Source organism: Dyadobacter bucti, assembly GCF_005869225.1.
Classification (GTDB): Bacteria; Bacteroidota; Bacteroidia; order Cytophagales; family Spirosomataceae; genus Dyadobacter; species Dyadobacter bucti.
On the sequence record NZ_SWFP01000003.1, the window covers coordinates 101,944 to 119,788 of the forward strand.

19 protein-coding genes are annotated in these 17,845 nt (G+C 44.9%); 6 read left to right on the forward strand and 13 right to left on the reverse strand.

The window, feature by feature from the left end; genetic code table 11:
• Positions 1 to 13: 13 nt before the first annotated feature.
• The 6 genes from FBF61_RS10530 to FBF61_RS10555 form a co-directional block, all read right to left on the reverse strand.
• Positions 14 to 1,399: an HmuY family protein gene (locus tag FBF61_RS10530; RefSeq protein ID WP_138477198.1), complete on the reverse strand. Its 1,386-nt coding sequence runs from the start codon at positions 1,397 to 1,399 to the stop codon at positions 14 to 16.
• Between the two features lie 31 nt (positions 1,400 to 1,430).
• Positions 1,431 to 3,704 (reverse strand): TonB-dependent receptor, encoded by a 2,274-nt coding sequence (locus FBF61_RS10535; RefSeq protein ID WP_166444499.1) that lies wholly within the window; start codon positions 3,702 to 3,704, stop codon positions 1,431 to 1,433.
• A gap of 130 nt (positions 3,705 to 3,834) precedes the next feature.
• Entirely contained in the window at positions 3,835 to 4,371 is a 537-nt protein-coding gene (locus FBF61_RS10540; RefSeq protein WP_138477200.1) for a YceI family protein, read from the reverse strand.
• 8 nt (positions 4,372 to 4,379) lie between these two features.
• On the reverse strand, positions 4,380 to 4,718 hold the full coding sequence (locus tag FBF61_RS10545; RefSeq protein ID WP_138477201.1) for an avidin-fold protein: 339 nt from the start codon (positions 4,716 to 4,718) through the stop codon (positions 4,380 to 4,382).
• A gap of 63 nt (positions 4,719 to 4,781) precedes the next feature.
• Positions 4,782 to 5,165 (reverse strand): VOC family protein, encoded by a 384-nt coding sequence (locus FBF61_RS10550; RefSeq protein ID WP_138477202.1) that lies wholly within the window; start codon positions 5,163 to 5,165, stop codon positions 4,782 to 4,784.
• Positions 5,166 to 5,231: 66 nt separating this feature from the next.
• Positions 5,232 to 6,041 carry a helix-turn-helix domain-containing protein gene (locus FBF61_RS10555; RefSeq protein WP_138477203.1) on the reverse strand — a complete coding sequence of 270 codons (810 nt, stop codon included), beginning with the start codon at positions 6,039 to 6,041 and terminating at the stop codon, positions 5,232 to 5,234.
• 259 nt (positions 6,042 to 6,300) lie between these two features.
• Between FBF61_RS10555 and FBF61_RS10560 the strand changes: the two genes are divergently transcribed.
• The 4 genes from FBF61_RS10560 (at position 6,301) to FBF61_RS35505 (ending at position 9,854) form a co-directional block, all read left to right on the forward strand.
• Positions 6,301 to 7,146, forward strand: a complete 846-nt coding sequence (locus FBF61_RS10560) for a cupin-like domain-containing protein (RefSeq protein ID WP_138477204.1) — start codon at positions 6,301 to 6,303, stop codon at positions 7,144 to 7,146.
• Positions 7,147 to 7,233: 87 nt separating this feature from the next.
• The gene (gene uvrB / locus FBF61_RS10565; protein WP_138477205.1) at positions 7,234 to 9,252 is read left to right on the forward strand and encodes an excinuclease ABC subunit UvrB; all 2,019 of its coding nucleotides are present in this window, start codon (positions 7,234 to 7,236) and stop codon (positions 9,250 to 9,252) included.
• Between the two features lie 69 nt (positions 9,253 to 9,321).
• Entirely contained in the window at positions 9,322 to 9,540 is a 219-nt protein-coding gene (locus tag FBF61_RS10570) for a hypothetical protein (protein ID WP_138477206.1), read from the forward strand.
• Complete coding sequence (locus FBF61_RS35505; protein WP_138477207.1) at positions 9,525 to 9,854, forward strand: type II toxin-antitoxin system PemK/MazF family toxin; 330 nt, start codon at positions 9,525 to 9,527, stop codon at positions 9,852 to 9,854. The genes FBF61_RS10570 and FBF61_RS35505 overlap by 16 nt, the downstream gene beginning before the upstream one ends.
• Positions 9,855 to 9,869: 15 nt before the next feature.
• On the opposite strand, the gene FBF61_RS10580 is transcribed toward FBF61_RS35505, so the two are convergent.
• Positions 9,870 to 10,418, reverse strand: coding sequence for a 5' nucleotidase, NT5C type (locus FBF61_RS10580; RefSeq protein ID WP_138477208.1), 549 nt, complete (start codon positions 10,416 to 10,418; stop codon positions 9,870 to 9,872).
• Between the two features lie 113 nt (positions 10,419 to 10,531).
• On the opposite strand from FBF61_RS10580, the gene FBF61_RS10585 reads away from it, so the two are divergent.
• Complete coding sequence (locus FBF61_RS10585; RefSeq protein WP_138477209.1) at positions 10,532 to 11,281, forward strand: DeoR/GlpR family DNA-binding transcription regulator; 750 nt, start codon at positions 10,532 to 10,534, stop codon at positions 11,279 to 11,281.
• A 15-nt stretch (positions 11,282 to 11,296) separates the two neighbouring features.
• Here the strand turns inward: FBF61_RS10585 and FBF61_RS34585 are convergent, their stop codons facing one another.
• From FBF61_RS34585 to ileS, 6 genes are all read right to left on the reverse strand, one after another.
• Positions 11,297 to 11,455, reverse strand: a complete 159-nt coding sequence (locus FBF61_RS34585; protein WP_166444500.1) for a hypothetical protein — start codon at positions 11,453 to 11,455, stop codon at positions 11,297 to 11,299.
• A gap of 130 nt (positions 11,456 to 11,585) precedes the next feature.
• On the reverse strand, positions 11,586 to 12,002 hold the full coding sequence (locus FBF61_RS10590) for a hypothetical protein (RefSeq protein WP_138477210.1): 417 nt from the start codon (positions 12,000 to 12,002) through the stop codon (positions 11,586 to 11,588).
• Between the two features lie 24 nt (positions 12,003 to 12,026).
• Complete coding sequence (locus tag FBF61_RS10595) at positions 12,027 to 12,806, reverse strand: 3-hydroxyacyl-CoA dehydrogenase (RefSeq protein WP_138477211.1); 780 nt, start codon at positions 12,804 to 12,806, stop codon at positions 12,027 to 12,029.
• The gene (locus tag FBF61_RS34590; protein WP_166444501.1) at positions 12,807 to 12,971 is read right to left on the reverse strand and encodes a hypothetical protein; all 165 of its coding nucleotides are present in this window, start codon (positions 12,969 to 12,971) and stop codon (positions 12,807 to 12,809) included. It lies immediately after the preceding gene.
• 11 nt (positions 12,972 to 12,982) lie between these two features.
• Positions 12,983 to 13,438, reverse strand: a complete 456-nt coding sequence (locus tag FBF61_RS10600) for a DUF6934 family protein (RefSeq protein ID WP_138477212.1) — start codon at positions 13,436 to 13,438, stop codon at positions 12,983 to 12,985.
• Positions 13,438 to 16,869, reverse strand: coding sequence for an isoleucine--tRNA ligase (ileS, locus tag FBF61_RS10605; RefSeq protein WP_138477213.1), 3,432 nt, complete (start codon positions 16,867 to 16,869; stop codon positions 13,438 to 13,440). Before ileS ends, FBF61_RS10600 begins: the two co-directional genes overlap by 1 nt.
• Before the next feature lie 205 nt (positions 16,870 to 17,074).
• On the opposite strand from ileS, the gene can reads away from it, so the two are divergent.
• A complete protein-coding gene (can, locus tag FBF61_RS10610) occupies positions 17,075 to 17,704 on the forward strand; it encodes a carbonate dehydratase (protein ID WP_138477214.1) in 630 nt (209 codons plus the stop codon).
• The last annotated feature ends 141 nt before the right edge of the window (positions 17,705 to 17,845 follow it).

Genomic DNA, 17,845 nt, shown 5'->3' on the forward strand with positions numbered 1-17,845 from the left:
TATTAACGCAATGCTATGCGCCTTTTTTAACCAGTTTGTATTCCAGTTTCGGCTTGCCACGTACCCCGCTGTCGTCTGGATGGAAGCTGATGAAACGTAGCTTGTAAACATTGCCCGAGCCATCCTTGATCAGATAAAAACGGTCCGTTTTTACGCCGACGGTACCCGTAGTTGCTCTCCATTTGGACCCGATTGCATCCTTACTTGTACTAAATGTGGCCGCTGCAATATTGGCTTCTGCGAAGGCATCATAAGTAACTGTGCTGGTAAGGACTTCCGCTGCTTCCACCTTAGCTTCCTTGTTAGTGAAAACCAGATCAGAGAATGCGTAAGGTATCAGGCCAGTTCCAAAGTTTGTGAAATACATGCTGTAACCCCATTGCAGGTCCCAACGATCTTTCAACGGTTCAAAATCAACTGTCGCGCCAGATTCCAGAGATACAAATTCGAAGTTGTAAGCTGCGTCTTTTGTTACGTCCAGTGTTTTAAAAGTCGTGTCGTTGATTTTAGCATACTGAAGTGTATAACCTGTTCCTTTCCGAAGAACGCGTATTTTGTATAATTTGTCGGAAGGCAACACCGTTCCGCCGGTGCGGTTTACTACATAAACTTTATTGTCAGCATCAGTTGCAGAAATTTCCTTGATGACTGTTTTGGTAAGGCCTCCGGCTGCGTCGTCCACCAGCGAAAGTTTTCCTTTGCCCTGGCCAACTGCAAGCGAATCCGGCGTAATATCCTTATCAGAAACAGCATTGATATCCGACTGGTTGATCATAATTGCAGATGTTCCGGTAGTATTGTTGAGGATGACCCGAAAATCTGCCCCACTGTAAAATCCAAGATCCCAGCTTGCGCGAAGTACCGGTGTCTGGATATTGGTACTCAGGTCAAGAAACACAGAATTGGCGGCGCTGCTACCTGGTTCGTCTCCTGCTATTCCATTGAGCTGTATCGATGTGCCTTCAGAAACGATGGCTTTGAAGCTCAGTTTAAGGTCTGTATTGGTTCCTGCAAGAACAGGGCTTGCCACGGAAGTAATCTTGAATGCCAGACTTTCATCACCGTCCAGCAGCACACCTGCTTTTCTTGTCACCTTGAACGATACGCCCGACTGGCCGGCTGGAACTGATAGAGCGATTGTGTTATTTGTGGCTGCGGGTGTAGTTGTGAACTCCGTACCGTAAGTCAAAAGGGTGGGAGTGAGCGAAACCGAGATAGGCGTGGCCGCATCAACTGCCCGCGACAGCGCGACTTTTATTTCTACTTCATCTCCTTCAAAACCCTGCGCTGTGGTTTCAAAAGCAGCCAGGTTATCTGGAAGCGGCGGTTCGTCATCCTTACATGCATTAAAACTTCCGAGAAAAGCAACCAGTAACAGTGACTTAACTATTTTCTTCATGATTGTTAAATTTATATTGAAAGCGTATTGGTTAATTCTTTGACCACTGGATATTCAAGCCCAGGAAATAGGAGCGTCCGTAAGACATAGGGACCGCGCCGCCGGTGCTGTGCGCGCCGGAGGTATCCGTAGAAGTGTTGCTTAATGTGGTTACATCAAAAAGGTTTTTGATACCGCCGATCACGTTGAGAAGTTTGCCGAAACGCTTCGTAAGGGTCAGGTCCGCCATGTGGAAACCGGCCGTCTCCGCCAGATGTACATTCACCTGATCGGTACTTTCATAGATCGGTCTCTTGCCGGAATATTTGTAGAAAAGGTTAACTGTCGCACCTATTTTCTTGAAGGAATACAAGAGATTCGTGTTGATCTCAGACGACCAGACAAATTGCGGGAGCTGGCCGAACTCCTCAGGGGCGTCGGAGAACTGATTGTAACGTCCGATGTATGAGCCGCCTACGCTCGCCTGTATGTTTTTCCAGAAAATCCTATTATCCAGCGTCAGCCCCTGGGTTTTGAACAAATGGATATTCAGATAAGTCGTTTCTGACGTGTTGCTCGGGTCGACGCCGGTATCGATGAGGTTATGAAAGATATTGTAAAAGCCGCCCAACGTACTGCTTACCCGAAGATCGGGTTTGCTGACAGACTGCCATACAAAAAATGAATTGAAGCTATTGGAATATTCCGCCTTAAGGTTCAGGTTTCCATTAATGGAGTGCGAGGCATCGTGAAAATCGAAATACAATTCCCTCAAAGCCGGGGACCTGAAACCTCTTGCATAACCAAACCGGAAGTCGAGTGTTTTTGAGATGGCCAGTTTTCCATTGACCGACGGAATTACCGGAGGTGCATCATACACGGAGTTTTTGAGAAAACGAAGGCCAGGGCTTAGCTTGAAAATCTGTCCGAAACGCAGTTCAGGAGCAACAAACAGCGCATATTCAGTTATGCTCGGAGAACCTTTGATCCTGGCACCGGAGCTGTTATTGTCCGAAAAATCTACCCCTGCCAGAAATGAAAAGTTACTATTGACTTTGTAAAAAGCAGTTCCCCGGAAAAATGTGGTGGTGAAAACCGATTTATCCTGAGAACCCGGTTCAAGCGAAAGTGTCCGCCGGTTATTAGCGTCTACATTTGTGCTTAGTGTCTTCCGGGAATAATCGGTATAAGATAAGGCACCGTTGAAGTTCAGTTTTTCATTTACCCTGTATTCCGATTGAAGCTGATGAAACCAGCGGAACGTATTGTAGTCTTTATCGGCAGCAATTTTGGTGATTGCATTTCTGTTTCCAAGGTATCGGATCGTTTCATCGGTTCCGTTGAAACGATACCAGACGTTCCATTTATTACCCTGATGCCGAGCGGAAGCGGTGTATAGCATTTGTTCCTTTGGCATCCAATCTTTCGCCCGTTCCGTGGAAGAACCTTGCCACCCGCCGAAATTATTGCGTGTAACATTTCCGGATAACTGCAGATTTTTGATTTGCCAGGTCAGCCCTACACTTTGGTTATGGGTACCTTCTTTTGTGAAAACATCATATTCTTCACCAGCACTTTCTTCCTGAAACCGCGCGGTAACAGTCAGATTGGAGCCATTAATACTTTTTTTAGTAATGATATTGATCACCCCCGCCAAAGCATCTGTGCCGTACATGACCGACATTGGCCCTTCTACAATTTCGATGCGTTCAATGGTATTGATGTCGATCTGGCCGAGGCTCTCCCGTGTGCTTCCACGGTCCACCATCGGAATGCCGTCCTGCAGTATTTTCACATTCTGTCCCGACATGCCCATTAGCTGGATATCGCTGGTGCCAAGGGTCAGGTCATTTGAAAAGCGGATTCCCAGTTCGGTGTTCAGGATTGTCTGGACATTCGTAGCACCGCGGAGTCGTATACGTTCACTATCGATGATGCGAACCTGGTATACAGAATTCTTTAGTGATTGAGCTTCAAATTGTCCTGTTACCACTACTTCATCCAGTGAAAGAGGTAGCTCAGCCAGCTGAACATCCGGTATGACGGTTGTTTCTCCTGCTATGACGGTCGTTTCTATCTCGGTTTTATTATTCCCCAGCGTGCTGATAACGAGCGTGTGATTGCCTGCCGGCGCGGAAAAAGAATACTGTCCTTGTTCTGCTGTGACGAAACCCGACGACGCTCCTTTGATAAGAATATGGGCACCCGGCAGGGGCTTGCCGTCTTTTGAAAAAACTTTTCCTTCAACCAAACCAGAGGCGGTTTGAGCAGACGCCATCCGGGAAAAGCATATCAGGATACAGACGATCGTGAAGATGTGTTTCATGAAGGAATTCTTATTTAGACTAATTATATTGAATACATTGCAAAGGAAAATATTATTTAGACTAATTACAATCATTGTCTAAAATAATATTTTATGAGCTGACACACAGCACATTGGCGTCTAGTAAATACTATTTGACGATTGCTTTAAGCGTCACAGTGACGACGTCTTTGAGTTTCCAGTCCTTTTCGCCGACATTGTAATCGATGCGATTGACCTGAAAAGTACTGGAAAGTGCGTAGGTACCATCGGCGTTCTTTTTGGCTTCAAAAGGAAGCGTAACGGTTTTGGTTACATCCCTGATGGACAGTTTGCCGGTGGCTTGGTAGGCACCGTTTTGCTTTTCTACTTTAGTAGACTTGAAGTGAATTTCCGGATATTTTTCCACGAAAAAGTACTTCTCGCTCTTCATATCCTTGTCTCGGGAGTTATTGTTGGTTTTGAAGCTGGCAGCTGCCACAGTTAGATCAAAAGAAGTTGTTTGCGGGTTCTTTTCATCGAAGACGGCGGTTCCCTTCGGTGCGTCGAAGGTTCCTTCACAAGTTCCCAATATAAATTTTACGCTGAAACTGGTAGAACCGGATACGATTTTCGAAGTTTGTGACCATGCCGGGCTTACAAGCGAGGCTAGTATTAAGGTGTAGAAAATGCGAGCGATCGCTTTCATGACTTCTTTTATTTTTCCTCAAGAACAGAATTACCTTCCGAAAAGTCACCGGAAGTCCACTGCCATTTTTCGTGAAGCCGGATTTTTCCGTTCTCCATAATTTCCGGGGTCGATTTACAAAAGCCGGTCATGATCTCGCCCCGGTCGTTGATCTGGTGGTAACGCATATCCAGGCCTCCGTTTTCATCCACAATGGCAATCAGATGTCCGGTTCTGATCCTGCCTCCTGAATAGCTGGAAGTAAGCATATTACCTTCCTGCCGATACAAAAACTGCATTCCGGAATCTACTTCCCCGTTTTCGGAGTTGGAAACCGGGATAAACACTTTGTTGTCGTAATTGATCATGTTCTTTTGTTTAATAGAAAATGCCACCCTTGCTGCGAAATTTCAGCAAAGATGGCATTTTTATCAAAGTACCGACGTGATCCACCATGTGTTTCCGCAAGGATCGGTTACGCCGCAACTTCTGCCGTAGCTCTGATCTGCAGGTTCCATCACATTCGTACCACCTTCGGAGAGTGCTTTTTTATAGGTTGCGTCTGCATCCTCCACGTATACAAACATATTTGCTGTTTGTGCGGGCCACTCCGGGCGGCTGTCGCAAAACATAATGGTACTTCCCGAGATCTCAACTTCGGAATGCCGGATCAGGTCCGAGTCTTCACTCATCTGGGTCGAAATAACTTTTGCATCCAATACTTTGGTTGTGAAATATGCGAATCTGGCTGCGCCGTCAAGCATTAAATAAGGCATAACAGCCTGATGTCCATTTGGGATTTTTACTGTGCTCATGATTTTTGATTTAAGTTTAAGCAAAAGTAAATGCGCCGGAAAAACCGGAATTGGAAAAACACGACATTATACATCACGATATTCCGTTCCTTCCGCTTTACCTGAAAAATAAAACCTGGGATGCTGGCCGGAGAAGGCCTTGAAATCGTGGATAAAATGGGACTGATCATAATACCCGCATTCATAGGCAATTTCTGTCAATGATTTGTCCAGCCTCCCGTAAGCGCCAAGTGCTGACTGAAAGCGGGTGATCCTGGAAAAGAGCTTCGGACTGAAACCGGAGAATGCCTTAAACTTCCTTTCAAACTGACGGGTTGACAGAAAATTCTGTGCCGCGAGTTCCCGTACATTGGTAAGGCCTTTGTTTTCAATAATATGGTTGATAACCGAAAATACTGCCGGCTCGTATGCCCGGTTTTTGACCAGACAAGCTTCCAGAAATGAGGAAATGATTTCCACTCTTGCAACGTGATCGGCAGCCAGCATCATTTTATCTTCAAGTTCCTTGCCCTTGTTTCCCAGCAATGCATGGAGATCGGGCATTTCATTGGTTACCTCGTCGGCCGGGATCCCCAAAAGTGCGGGTATGGCAAAAGGGTAGAGGTATACACCAAAAATCCCGAAATCTTCCTGAATGATGAACCTTCTGAAGGTTTGGGACTGTCCGTGTATGCCCGAAGAAAACGACGAAGTTGTCTGGTCTGCGGAAATGATTTCGTCGAATCGTCCTTTGTAATGAAAAACAAGCTCGGCAAAACCGTCCGCGAGTGTCCGGTGTATATAAGGCGTGCCACTTTGCACGTCGTGTTCCAGAACCCAGAAAGCCTTCACGAACTTCGCCAGCCGTGGAGACGGTGGTAGGGTGTAATATTTCATAACAGTTCAAATATGCCCGGGAATTTACCGGTTTGAAGATAACTTATTGTGCACTAAAAAATTAATTCCAGAGATTTTGCCAGATCTATTAGTAATCAAAGGAGTGGGAAGAATTTACCCTATTTAATCTATATATTTAGCAGTTATATCATTATTGTATTTCTGAAATTTATATTTTTGAATTCTCTTTAATACATTTGAGTCGTTGTAGGATTCAAATTTTAGAATTATTGAATTACCTTCTTACCCAGTTCCTGTCATGAAATTAGTGCCCATAGAGAAGCGTAGCGGACTTACCCGCGAAGAGTTTATTGAAAATTATTTAAAGCCAAGCCGTCCTGTAGTTTTCACCGATTTGGCAAAAGACTGGCCCGCAGTTGAAAAATGGACATTTGACTGGCTCAGAGAAAATCACGGAAATCTGGACGTGCCGCTGGTTGACAATCATATCCATGATGCCGACAAATATTTTCAGATTGCCAAAACCATGAAATTCGGTGATTACCTCACCCTGATCGAAGGCGGTCCTACGGATCTTCGTATTTTCCTTTTTGATATTTTCAAGAAAATCCCTGAACTGGCAGACGATATCCGTTTCCCGACGATCATGGATGGATTTCTTAAGTCTTATAAATTCGTTTTTTTCGGTGGCGAAGGCTCTATCACCAACCTGCATTATGATATGGATTGCTCCAACGTATTTCTGACACAATTTCAGACACGCAAGCAGGTAATCCTGTTTTCTCCTGAGGAAAGCAAACGTCTTTATCACCATCCTTTCACCGTGATGAGCAAGGTTGATCCGATTAATCCGGATTATGAACGTTTCCCGGCGTTGAAAGGCGCGGTTGGCCATGAAACCATTCTTCAGCATGGCGAGACCATCTTTATCCCTTCATTGTGGTGGCACTACATCCGTTATGTAGATGGCGGATTCAGCCTGGCACTCAGAGCAAATAACTCAATTTTTACGGCTGTACGCGGTGGTATGAACCTAGTCCGTCACACATTTGTGGACAAAAGCATGACCAAGCTGCTTGGTATTGACTGGCAGCACTGGAAGGAGCGTAAAGCTGCCGAGAATGCAAAAGAAGTATTGGCATAGCATTCATAGAAGTCTTTTCCGGGCGCATTTCAGAGAACTAATTTATCTTTGAAATGCGTTATCCCAGTTGTGCTTTTATAAAACGTTATGGACTTCGAACTCATTTCTGAATACCAGCCGACGGGCGACCAGCCCCAGGCCATTGCCGAACTCGTACAAGGAATTGAAGCCGGAGAGCCATCCCAGACATTGCTCGGGGTTACAGGTTCAGGTAAGACATTTACAGTTGCCAATGTTGTTGCGCAAGTCAAAAAGCCAACACTGGTTTTGAGCCACAACAAAACCCTGGCAGCCCAGCTCTACGGAGAGTTTAAACAGTTTTTTCCTCAAAACGCCGTAGAGTATTTTATCAGCTACTACGATTATTACCAGCCGGAAGCTTTCATTTCCACCACTAATACATATATAGAAAAAGATCTTCAGATCAACGAGGAAATTGAAAAGCTACGTTTGCACACCGTTTCTTCTTTGATGAGCGGGAGAAGAGATGTGCTTGTAGTGGCCTCTGTATCATGTATATATGGTGCGGGAAATCCTAACGAATACAAAAAGAGTATCGTCAGCGCCAAGCTAGGCGATATTGTGAGCCGGAATCAGTTCTTGTTCCGTCTGGTGGAAATTTTATACAGCCGTACAGAGCTGGAATTCAACCGAGGCACATTCCGCGTGAAAGGGGATACGGTTGATATATTCCCGGGCTACGCCGATTTTGCTTACCGCGTTATTTTCTTTGGAGATGAAATTGAGGAGATCCAGCGCATTGAGCCTGAAACCGGGAAAAAAATATCGTCCGAACGCGCAATAGCTATTTTTCCTGCCAACTTGTTTGTAACCGGCAGGGATGTGCTGATGCAGTCTATCAAAGAAATTCAGGACGACCTTGCTCTGCAGATCAATTATTTCACAAAAGATGGAAGATTGGCTGAGGCCGAGCGGGTAAAGGAGCGTACCGAATTTGATATGGAAATGATGCGGGAGCTTGGTTACTGCTCCGGTATAGAAAATTACTCCCGCTATTTTGACCGACGGATTCCGGGTCAAAGGCCTTTTTGTCTTCTTGATTATTTCCCGGAGGATTTTTTGATGGTTGTGGATGAAAGCCATGTTACGATGCCGCAGATCCGCGCGATGTGGGGAGGTGACCGGTCGCGCAAAGAGTCGCTCGTAGAATATGGTTTCCGTTTACCCTCCGCCCTGGATAACCGGCCGCTCACTTTTCAGGAATTTGAGGATATGACGCCCCAGACCATTTTTGTAAGTGCCACACCGGCGGATTACGAGTTAAGAAAATCGGAAGGTGTGGTGGTAGAGCAGATTATCCGCCCCACCGGTTTGCTGGATCCTGAAATCGAAGTACGCCCGAGCCTGAACCAGATCGATGATTTGCTCGAAGAAACCACCGAACGTATCAAGATGGGTGATCGTGTGCTCATCACCACATTGACGAAAAGGATGGCCGAGGAACTCAGCAAATATCTTGATCGTGTGGGGGTTAAATGCCGTTATATTCACTCAGAAGTGAAGGCACTGGACCGGGTGGAGATTTTGAGAGAACTCAGGTTGGGTGTTTTTGATGTATTGGTGGGTGTGAATTTGCTGCGCGAAGGGCTGGATCTGCCGGAGGTTTCCCTTGTGGCGATCATGGATGCAGACAAGGAAGGTTTTTTAAGAGATACGAGGTCGATGATACAAACCATCGGACGCGCCGCCCGTAACGACAGGGGAAAAGTGATTATGTACGCCGATGTCATTACAGGCTCAATGCAGCAAGCCATTGATGAAACCAATCGCCGCCGGAGTATTCAGATGGATTATAATGCTGAACATGGCATTACTCCGAGAACTATTCTTAAATCGAAGGAAGCTATCATGGAACAAACTTCCGTGGCCGATTCAAAAGTAAGAAAAGTGTATGTGGAGCCGCAGGAAATTCGCATCGCAGCCGATCCGGTTGTTCAATATATGGGTAAAAATGATCTTCAAAAGTTATTAGCCGAAACGCAGAGAAAAATGGAAGCAGCGGCAAAAGACCTCGACTTCCTCGAAGCTGCAAGGTTGCGGGATGAGCTGATGCAATTGAAGGAACGGGTGAAGGAGACTGCGTGAGCTTGAACGACCCATTTGAAAGGGAAATAATTTCTTTATCTTTATGATTGGTACGATCAAATTATCAATATGATACGAACACTTCTGATACCTGAAAATCAAGATGTTTCAATACAGATACCTGCTTCATTTGTTGGCAAACAGGTAGAGGTCATTGCGTTTACGATTAATGAGACAATTGATCAGTCGGAAGCAAAAGATATACCCCTTACTCATTATGCCAGCCAAAACTCTCTGGTAAAAGACTGGTTGACCTGCGAAGAAGACGAGGCATGGGCAAATTTGTAAAAGGGGAAATTGTTGTCATCCCATTTCCATTTTCAGACCTTTCAGGGTCAAAAAGAAGGCCAGCTATGGTGCTTGCTGATCTTGATGGGGATGACATTCTACTTTGTCAGATCACTTCTCAAAATACCAGAGACTCCCGAGCCGTTCCTATAACCAATCAGGATTTTCAACATGGATCCTTGCCGGTTAGCTGTTATATCAGGCCTACCCGCATTTTTACTGCGGATAAAAACATTATTGTTCGTGCTACGGGTATCTTAAAACCGCAAATTGTGACTGATGTGGTACAATCAATAATATCAGTTATAAGTTAATCTTAACAGATAGGATTAGATCGAATTTGTCGGATTCGCTTGCATCAGCAATTCCAAAGCCTCCTTCCAGTTGTTCACTCTTATATGTTTATCGACATTCACATTATGCGATGCAGTGAAAAGAATAGGAGTTCCCTGACAGAAATCAAGATTTTTCAAATGGTCGTCGATCATGAAATCCGTATTGATGACCCTTTTATCACCACAAAAAACAATGTTTTTCCAGGTTATAAATGGGAAATGTTCACCGAGCCATTCATATTTTTCAGGAAGTGAATTCGGGAATTCCATTGCCGCTGAAACAATGAATATATCAAAATCTTCCTGCAGTTTTAGCAGAGCTTCCTGTGCACCTTCAATAATAGGGGCATTCCTGAAGAAACCGGATTTGTAAATCAAACTTCTCGCCGCCGCTGGATCCGGAAAGGCGTCATCTTCAGGTATACCCAGCAAATCCTCCTTGGCAATTCTTACCCCGTATGCTTTTTCATACAAATTAATCCAGTTGGTTTCAATGTCCACAATAACATTGTCCATGTCAATAGCGATTGATTTACGCGGCATATTTCTTTGTTATTTATATTGCTAATTTATGCAACAAATGTAAATTTTTTTTGCAAAATTATGCAATATATTTCCTTTAAATTTTTGTAATTTCGCAAAAAGTAGAAATTAGTATGCTTAAAGAGGAACGTTTTCAAGTGATTTTGGATCGGCTGGGCCAGGAACAAAAGGTGTACCTTGGCAGGCTTAGCGCGTTGCTGAATGTGTCTGAGGACACAATCAGGCGGGATATTAAAGAATTGGCAGATCAGGGGCTGCTGAAGTCGGTGCGGGGTGGGGCGGTGCCACATTCCCCTGGCCCACATCATTTCCGAGACAGAATGTCTCATGATAAAGAGCAAAAACAAATTATAGCAGTAAAAGCACTGGATTTCCTAAAAGACGGACAGGTTGTTGTTTTTGACGGTGGGACTTCGGCCCTGTTGATCGCTCAATCGCTGCCTAAGGATCTGCATATCACGGTAGTAACCAATAGTTTTCCAATCGTGTCCCTGCTCGAAGAGCACGAGCATGTCGAGGTTTTATTTGCAGGTGGTCGATTATTAAAGAATTCATTCGTAACCATTGGAAATGATACGGTTCAGTTTTTCAAAAAGTTCAGACCTGATATTTGTCTGCTGGGGATTTGCAGCATTCATACGGAATTGGGAGTTACCGGGCCGGATTTTGAAGAAAGTGAGGTGAAACGGGCCATGATCGAGTCTTCCAAAGAGGTCATTGCACTGGCAACACTTGAAAAACTCGGAACTGCCGAAGCTTATTACGTCTGTCCAACCGATAACTTATCGGTAATTGTAACAGATCAATCCTCTGATTATGAGGAATTTGATGTATATAAGGAAAAAGGCATCCGTATGGTGTAGATGCCTTTCTGCGTGTTAACCTTTTTTATCAGTCGTCGTTTGCTCGATTTTGAAAAAGGTATCGTCAACTGATTTTGTGTCGTGATCCATAGCGCTGGCGAAGCCTAGCATGTATGAAATGGCCAGCCTACGGAGCCATTTTCGGGTGTGTTTCAATATAATATTGATTTTCATTTTCCATAAATTAAATAATGGAGCATCTTCCAGGGAATTGGAATAAACCCCTAGGGAACTGAATAATGATGTTGATCTGCTGTAATCAAAGACTGGCAGATGTATCGGGTCAGTTAAAACCGGATAGTATTCAGGAAAATGAAATGAGTGGATCTTCGGAAATCAGAGGCCAGCAATGAAAATGCCGGATAAGATTGTCAAGAGTTAAATGTAACTCTTTCTGCGACTCGCGCAGGTTGACGGAAGTAATGTTATCAACCCTTTTGCTGATCGCTTCTAAAATCAAAAATTGAAAGCTGTTGTTTTTAAACGCCCAAACATGGTTACTGGCAGCCGTGGAAACCTCATAAATGCCAGGGATATTGCGAAGTTTACCCGGAAAGCCTGCGGCAATAGGGATTGTTTCCTTTTGGATCGCAGGCCGGCCAGCGCCTGTCTCATGAAGAAGAAATATACCTGCGGAAAGTATAGCAAGCAGCAGGCAATTAATCACCGACTTTTTTTCTGATATGTTCCTGGATATTTTCATCGCATCTAAATATAGCATAATATCCTGATAAATGGCAGGTTGCTATCTTGGGGCCATTCGAATGGCACCGTCCAGGCGAATCACTTCGCCATTCAGCATCGGATTTTCAACAATCGCTTTCGCCAGCAAAGCATATTCCGAAGGTCGCCCGAGCCGTGATGGAAAGGGTACCTGCTGGCCCAGTGACAAACGTGCTTCTTCTGGCAGGCCCAACATCAGAGGGGTTTCAAACAGCCCGGGCGCGATGGTCATGACCCTGATACCCGACTTTGCGAGGTCGCGGGCGACAGGAAGCGTCATGCTTACAATGCCCCCTTTGCTGGCAGCATAAGCAACCTGACCCATTTGTCCGTCATAGGCGGCTACTGAAGCAGTATTGATGATCAGACCACGCTCACCTTCTTCGTTCGGCATGTTTTTCTCCATTGCAAAGGCTGCCAGCCGGATTACATTGAATGTACCTATCAGATTGACTTTGATTGTTTTTTCAAAAACTTCTAGGGAATGTGGACCGTAAATCCCGTCTACTTTTCCAACGGTCTTACGGGCAGGAGCAATACCTGCGCAATTAATTGCAATATCAATTTTTTGAAATAACTCCAGAATTAGATCAATGGCCGCCTGGACTGCGACCTCGCTGGAAACATCGGTTTTGATGAATTTGATATTGCCGGGAAATTCATTTTCGAGGTTTTTCCCCGCAGCCCCGTTCAGATCAAGAATGGCGATTTTGGCACCTTGTTTTACAAACAAACGGGCGGTAGCCTCTCCTAAACCAGAAGCTCCGCCCGTTATCAGTACTGTTGCGTTTTTTAACTGCATCTATTTCACTTTTCGCAGGATGTGCTCCGGGATAGGATGCTCTTCCAAAAACTTTCGCGCTTTTTCTGCTTTTTCCAATACGACCGGGTGCTGAGATAAATCAGGCAGCGAGTTATCTATTGTTATTTTTGGAGAAATAAGCGATTTTTTTTCCAGAACCTTCATATTGATAATTGTTATCTAAACGAATCTAAGGATTTTTGACCAATCAAAAAACTTTCAAAAGATCTGTTTGCTTCAAAACGAATCCACTCATGATTTCGATATCCCCATATATTCAAGAAATCCTTCATCTCAACTACGACTTTGCCGATAGCAATCTGGTAAAGCCGTGTCCTTGACTTGGTATTGCCCGTCAGAACAATATAGCGGCTCGGATGTTCTTTTAAATACTCAAGAATTACTGCCATCACTGTTGCCAACACCTGGGGTAAATCACCATTGTCAGTGACAGTATCGTCAACGTAATCTTGCGTTACGGGATCCAGATCCAGTAGCGCAAGATTATATATTTGGTCAGTTAAAGGCGAAAATGCAACAGCCTTTTCAAAAATGCCGCGTTTGCCAGTGCTCTGAAATTTATAGTGTGTGTTCGTTTCATTGAGAATGAACGGATATGCCTCGTAATTCATTACGAAACCACCTCGATCTTTACTTTTAACAGAAACTCATCCATTTCAATTTCAGTTGCTTCTCCGTTCAGGTCGCCTACCAGGTTGAGGTCGAGGGCCTGTACTTCCTGGCAGATGTAATCTTTATTGGCTGTCACAGCATTGGCGAGCAGGCTGTCATTGTTTTGTAAAGTAATCCTGATTTTATCCGTAACATCAAAGCCGCTGTCTTTGCGCAGGTTTTGAACACGGTTCACAAAATCACGTGCTATGCCTTCCAGGCGAAGATCTTCTGTAATGCTGATATCCAATGCCACTGTAAGGCCTCCTTCGCTAGCTACGAGCCAGCCCGGAACGTCCTCAGCGATGATTTCCACGTCGGAAATAGAAATTTCAATAGCAGCAGGATTCAATACAATGGAGCCTTTTTGCTCGATTTCTTTAATCTCCAATTCGGTCATCGCCGAAATAGCGGCCGCAACATCCTTCATTTTAGGCCCGAATTTCGGCCCCAGGGTCTTAAAGTTCGGCTTGATTTTCTTTTTCAGGATCCCGCTGTCATCATGCACAAACTCGACAGTTTTGACATTTACCTCATTCAAAATAATAGAAGTAACCTTTTCAATCTGAAGTTTTGTTTTATCGCTTAAAACCGGGATCAGGATTTTGGACAACGGCTGACGTACTTTGATCTTATGGCCTTTCCGGATAGAGTGTACCAGCGAGCTTATTTTCTGCGCCAAATCCATCGATTCTTCCAGGTCTGTATCTACCAATTCACTTTCAATTTTCGGCCAATAGGTCAAATGGACGGACTCGTATTTAAACGCTGTATTGTTTTTGACAGAAGCCTCACGGTCAATGTCTGTCAGGTTTTTATATAACCATTCGCCGAAGAATGGCGCGATAGGCGACATAAGCTGGGCTACTGTTGCAAGACAGTGCTGCAAAGTTTCATAAGCCGCCTGTTTGTCCTCGGTAAGTCCGGTACCTTGTTCCTGTGATGGGTTCCAGAACCTGCGGCGATTGAGGCGGATATACCAGTTTGAAAGCTGATCCGTAACAAAATCCTGCACCAGGCGACCCGCTTTTGTAGGATTGTAATCGTCAAACTGCTCGCCAACTTCCCTGATCAGCGTATTCAGTTTTGACAAAATCCAGCGATCCAGCTCCGTGCGTTTTTCAACCGGAACAGAATTCGCCTCATGGAATTCGTAGTTGTCCAGATTGGCATACAAAGCGAAGAAATTATAGGTATTCACGAGCGTACCGAAAAATTTCCGTTGTACCTCTCCAATTCCTTCAATATTGAATTTCAGGTTATCCCAGGGCTCGGCGTTGGTGATCATGTACCAGCGGGTTGCGTCAGGCCCATAGTGCGCGAGCGTCGTGAACGGGTCGATTGCATTTCCGAGGCGTTTGGACATTTTGTTGCCGTTTTTATCCAAAACCAAACCGGTAGAAACTACATTTTTAAATGCAACAGAATCGAACAGCATTCCAGCGATGGCATGAAGGGTGAAAAACCAGCCACGTGTCTGGTCAACACCTTCCGAAATAAAATCGGCCGGATAGCTTTTGTTGAAGATTTCCTGGTTTTCAAAAGGGTAATGCCATTGCGCATAAGGCATTGCACCGGAATCAAACCAAACGTCGATGAGGTCTGGCTCGCGGTGCATCACATGGCCCTTTTTGGAAACCAGCACAACATTGTCCACATAAGGACGGTGCAAATCAAAATCGCCGTTTTCTAACTTTAACAGATAATCTGAGTTCTTGGCAGCCTGCTCCCGGGTCAGGTTTCCCGACATCAATGCATTTTCAAGCTCATCTATAAGCTGTTCGATGGATCCTATGCAGATCTCTTCGCCATGTTCGCTTCTCCAGATCGGCAGCGGTGTTCCCCAGTATCTTGAACGTGACAAATTCCAATCAACCAGATTCTCCAGCCAGTTGCCGAAACGCCCGGTTCCGGTACTTTCAGGTTTCCAGTTGATCGTTTTGTTCAGCTCAACGAGCCTGTCTTTTGCCGCAGTTGTTTTGATAAACCAGCTGTCCAGCGGATAATAAAGTACCGGCTTATCTGTGCGCCAGCAATGCGGGTATGGGTGCTCGTATTTTTCAACTTTAAAAGCCTTTCCTTCTTCTTTCAGTTTTATTGCGATCAGAACGTCGGTTGGCCGGAATTCAGGATTGTTTTGTTCTTCATCAGAATAATACTCAGGCTTCACATAACGTCCTGCGTAATCGGTGATCTCCTTTACAAAGCGTCCCTGTCTGTCCACGATCGGAACTTCCTTGCCTGTTTCGTCCCGGACCATGATAGAAGGAATTCCATTGGCTTGTGCCACCCGGAAGTCGTCCGCGCCAAATGTAGGAGAGGTATGCACCACGCCGGTACCATCTTCGGTAGTTACAAAATCGCCGAGAATAACCCGGAATGCAGGCTGATCAGACAAAGGCTGGACATAGGGAAGAAGCTGCTCGTACTGAACGCCTTCCAAGTCTTTTCCTTTGAATTCCTTGATAACAGACCAGGGAAGTAACTTTTTGTCGCTGGCAGCAAACCCTTCAAAATCACCATCAAGACCTTTATCTGAGAAGTATTTACCGATCAGGTCCTTAGCCAGAACCACATGAACCGGCTCATACGTATAGGGATTGAAGGTTTTTATAAGAACATAATTGATGTTCGCGCCAACAGTCAGCGCAGAGTTGGCAGGGAGTGTCCAGGGAGTGGTTGTCCAGGCGAGTATACGGATATCCGTATCTTCCATACCTTCAAAAACCGCATAGCTGCCAGCCGTCTTCACCTTGAACATCGCCACGATTGTGGTGTCCTTCACATCTTTATATGTGCCGGGCATGTTCAGCTCGTGGGATGAAAGTCCGGTTCCTGCGGCGGGAGAATAGGGCTGAATGGTATATCCTTTGTACAATAAACCTTTGTCATACAGCTTTTTAAGCAGATTCCAGAGGCTTTCTATGTATTCACTTTTGTAGGTAATATACGGATCGTCCAGATCGACCCAATAGCCCATTTTTTCGGTCAGGTCGTTCCACTGATCCGTAAATTTCATCACAGTCTGGCGGCACCTTTCATTGTATTCTTCAACCGAGATCGTTTTACCGATATCCTCTTTGGTAATGCCTAATTCCTTCTCAACCTGCAGTTCCACGGGAAGTCCGTGCGTATCCCAGCCGCCTTTTCGTTTTACCTGAAAGCCCTGCAACGTTTTGTAACGGCAAAAAATATCTTTGATAGACCGCGCCATCACGTGGTGTATTCCCGGGGTTCCGTTTGCAGACGGCGGGCCTTCGTAAAATGTAAATGAGGGCGCTCCTTCGCGGGTTTCTACGGACGCTTCAAATATCTTTTTATCTTTCCAGAATTGTAGTACCTCGTTTCCGATTTGCGGATAACTCAGATTTTTATATTCGTTGTATTTCATGTTAGCTGTCGGCTGTTAGCAGTTGGCTACCAGCGTTGTAATGTAAAAGCGATTTATTTCTTGGCCCTATCAGGGATTTTAAGAGTGCAAAATTACAGATTTTTTCGGCTAAAGGAATGAGATGATTTTAAGGATTATGTGATACATTGTATTATTGCAGCGTCAACGGCCTTGATAAAATCGAGTATCTCAACACCAAACTCACATGGAATTATACCATAGACTATTACTTGCCAACAAGACCTGGGCGGCAAAGCAGCTCGACCTGGACGAAAAATACTTCGAGAATCTGTCCAAAGACCAGAAACCTGATTTCCTCTGGATTGGCTGTTCTGACAGCCGTGTGCCTGCCGAAGATCTGACGGGATGCAGCCCGGGTGAAATGTTTGTCCACAGAAATGTCGCCAATCTGGTTGTACATACAGATATGAACATGCTGAGTGTCCTTCAGTATGCAGTGGAGGTATTGAAGGTGAAACACATTCTGGTCGTCGGGCATTATCAGTGCGGAGGTGTAAAGGCATCTATGACGCACGATGACCTTGGTCTGATCAACAACTGGCTCAGGAATATTAAGGATGTTTATGATAAACATGCCGGAGAACTTAATGCGATAGAGGAAGAAAAAGCGCGATTCGACAGGCTTGTAGAGCTGAATGTAGTGGAGCAGGTCCGCAATCTGGCGAAAACAAACATTATTCAGCAGGCATGGCATAAGAAGCAACCTGTGCATTTGCACGGCTGGGTTTTTGGGATGCATGACGGGATCATCAAACCTATTCTCAGTATGCCGGCCGGAAGTGAGGTAGAAGGTATTTTTAAGTTTGATTTTTAGAGAAAGAACCTGCTGAAACGTCGGCAGGTTCTTTTTTTGTCCTTTCAGCCCGGTTTCCAGAAGCAATTTTCCTGTTTTTTGAGATGAAATTATTATCAAAAAGAATAGATGCCTTAAATTAGTAGCTGTAACAAGTCTAAA

What these genes read in the sequence shown, in the direction of transcription:
- FBF61_RS10530 (WP_138477198.1), bottom strand. Translation starts at nt 1,399, where the DNA reads ATGAAGAAAATAGTTAAGTCACTGTTACTGGTTGCTTTTCTCGGAAGT.
- FBF61_RS10535 (WP_166444499.1), bottom strand. Translation starts at nt 3,704, where the DNA reads ATGAAACACATCTTCACGATCGTCTGTATCCTGATATGCTTTTCCCGG.
- FBF61_RS10540 (WP_138477200.1), bottom strand. Translation starts at nt 4,371, where the DNA reads ATGAAAGCGATCGCTCGCATTTTCTACACCTTAATACTAGCCTCGCTT.
- FBF61_RS10545 (WP_138477201.1), bottom strand. Translation starts at nt 4,718, where the DNA reads ATGATCAATTACGACAACAAAGTGTTTATCCCGGTTTCCAACTCCGAA.
- FBF61_RS10550 (WP_138477202.1), bottom strand. Translation starts at nt 5,165, where the DNA reads ATGAGCACAGTAAAAATCCCAAATGGACATCAGGCTGTTATGCCTTAT.
- FBF61_RS10555 (WP_138477203.1), bottom strand. Translation starts at nt 6,041, where the DNA reads ATGAAATATTACACCCTACCACCGTCTCCACGGCTGGCGAAGTTCGTG.
- FBF61_RS10560 (WP_138477204.1), top strand. Translation starts at nt 6,301, where the DNA reads ATGAAATTAGTGCCCATAGAGAAGCGTAGCGGACTTACCCGCGAAGAG.
- uvrB (WP_138477205.1), top strand. Translation starts at nt 7,234, where the DNA reads ATGGACTTCGAACTCATTTCTGAATACCAGCCGACGGGCGACCAGCCC.
- FBF61_RS10570 (WP_138477206.1), top strand. Translation starts at nt 9,322, where the DNA reads ATGATACGAACACTTCTGATACCTGAAAATCAAGATGTTTCAATACAG.
- FBF61_RS35505 (WP_138477207.1), top strand. Translation starts at nt 9,525, where the DNA reads ATGGGCAAATTTGTAAAAGGGGAAATTGTTGTCATCCCATTTCCATTT.
- FBF61_RS10580 (WP_138477208.1), bottom strand. Translation starts at nt 10,418, where the DNA reads ATGCCGCGTAAATCAATCGCTATTGACATGGACAATGTTATTGTGGAC.
- FBF61_RS10585 (WP_138477209.1), top strand. Translation starts at nt 10,532, where the DNA reads ATGCTTAAAGAGGAACGTTTTCAAGTGATTTTGGATCGGCTGGGCCAG.
- FBF61_RS34585 (WP_166444500.1), bottom strand. Translation starts at nt 11,455, where the DNA reads ATGAAAATCAATATTATATTGAAACACACCCGAAAATGGCTCCGTAGG.
- FBF61_RS10590 (WP_138477210.1), bottom strand. Translation starts at nt 12,002, where the DNA reads ATGCTATATTTAGATGCGATGAAAATATCCAGGAACATATCAGAAAAA.
- FBF61_RS10595 (WP_138477211.1), bottom strand. Translation starts at nt 12,806, where the DNA reads ATGCAGTTAAAAAACGCAACAGTACTGATAACGGGCGGAGCTTCTGGT.
- FBF61_RS34590 (WP_166444501.1), bottom strand. Translation starts at nt 12,971, where the DNA reads ATGAAGGTTCTGGAAAAAAAATCGCTTATTTCTCCAAAAATAACAATA.
- FBF61_RS10600 (WP_138477212.1), bottom strand. Translation starts at nt 13,438, where the DNA reads ATGAATTACGAGGCATATCCGTTCATTCTCAATGAAACGAACACACAC.
- ileS (WP_138477213.1), bottom strand. Translation starts at nt 16,869, where the DNA reads ATGAAATACAACGAATATAAAAATCTGAGTTATCCGCAAATCGGAAAC.
- can (WP_138477214.1), top strand. Translation starts at nt 17,075, where the DNA reads ATGGAATTATACCATAGACTATTACTTGCCAACAAGACCTGGGCGGCA.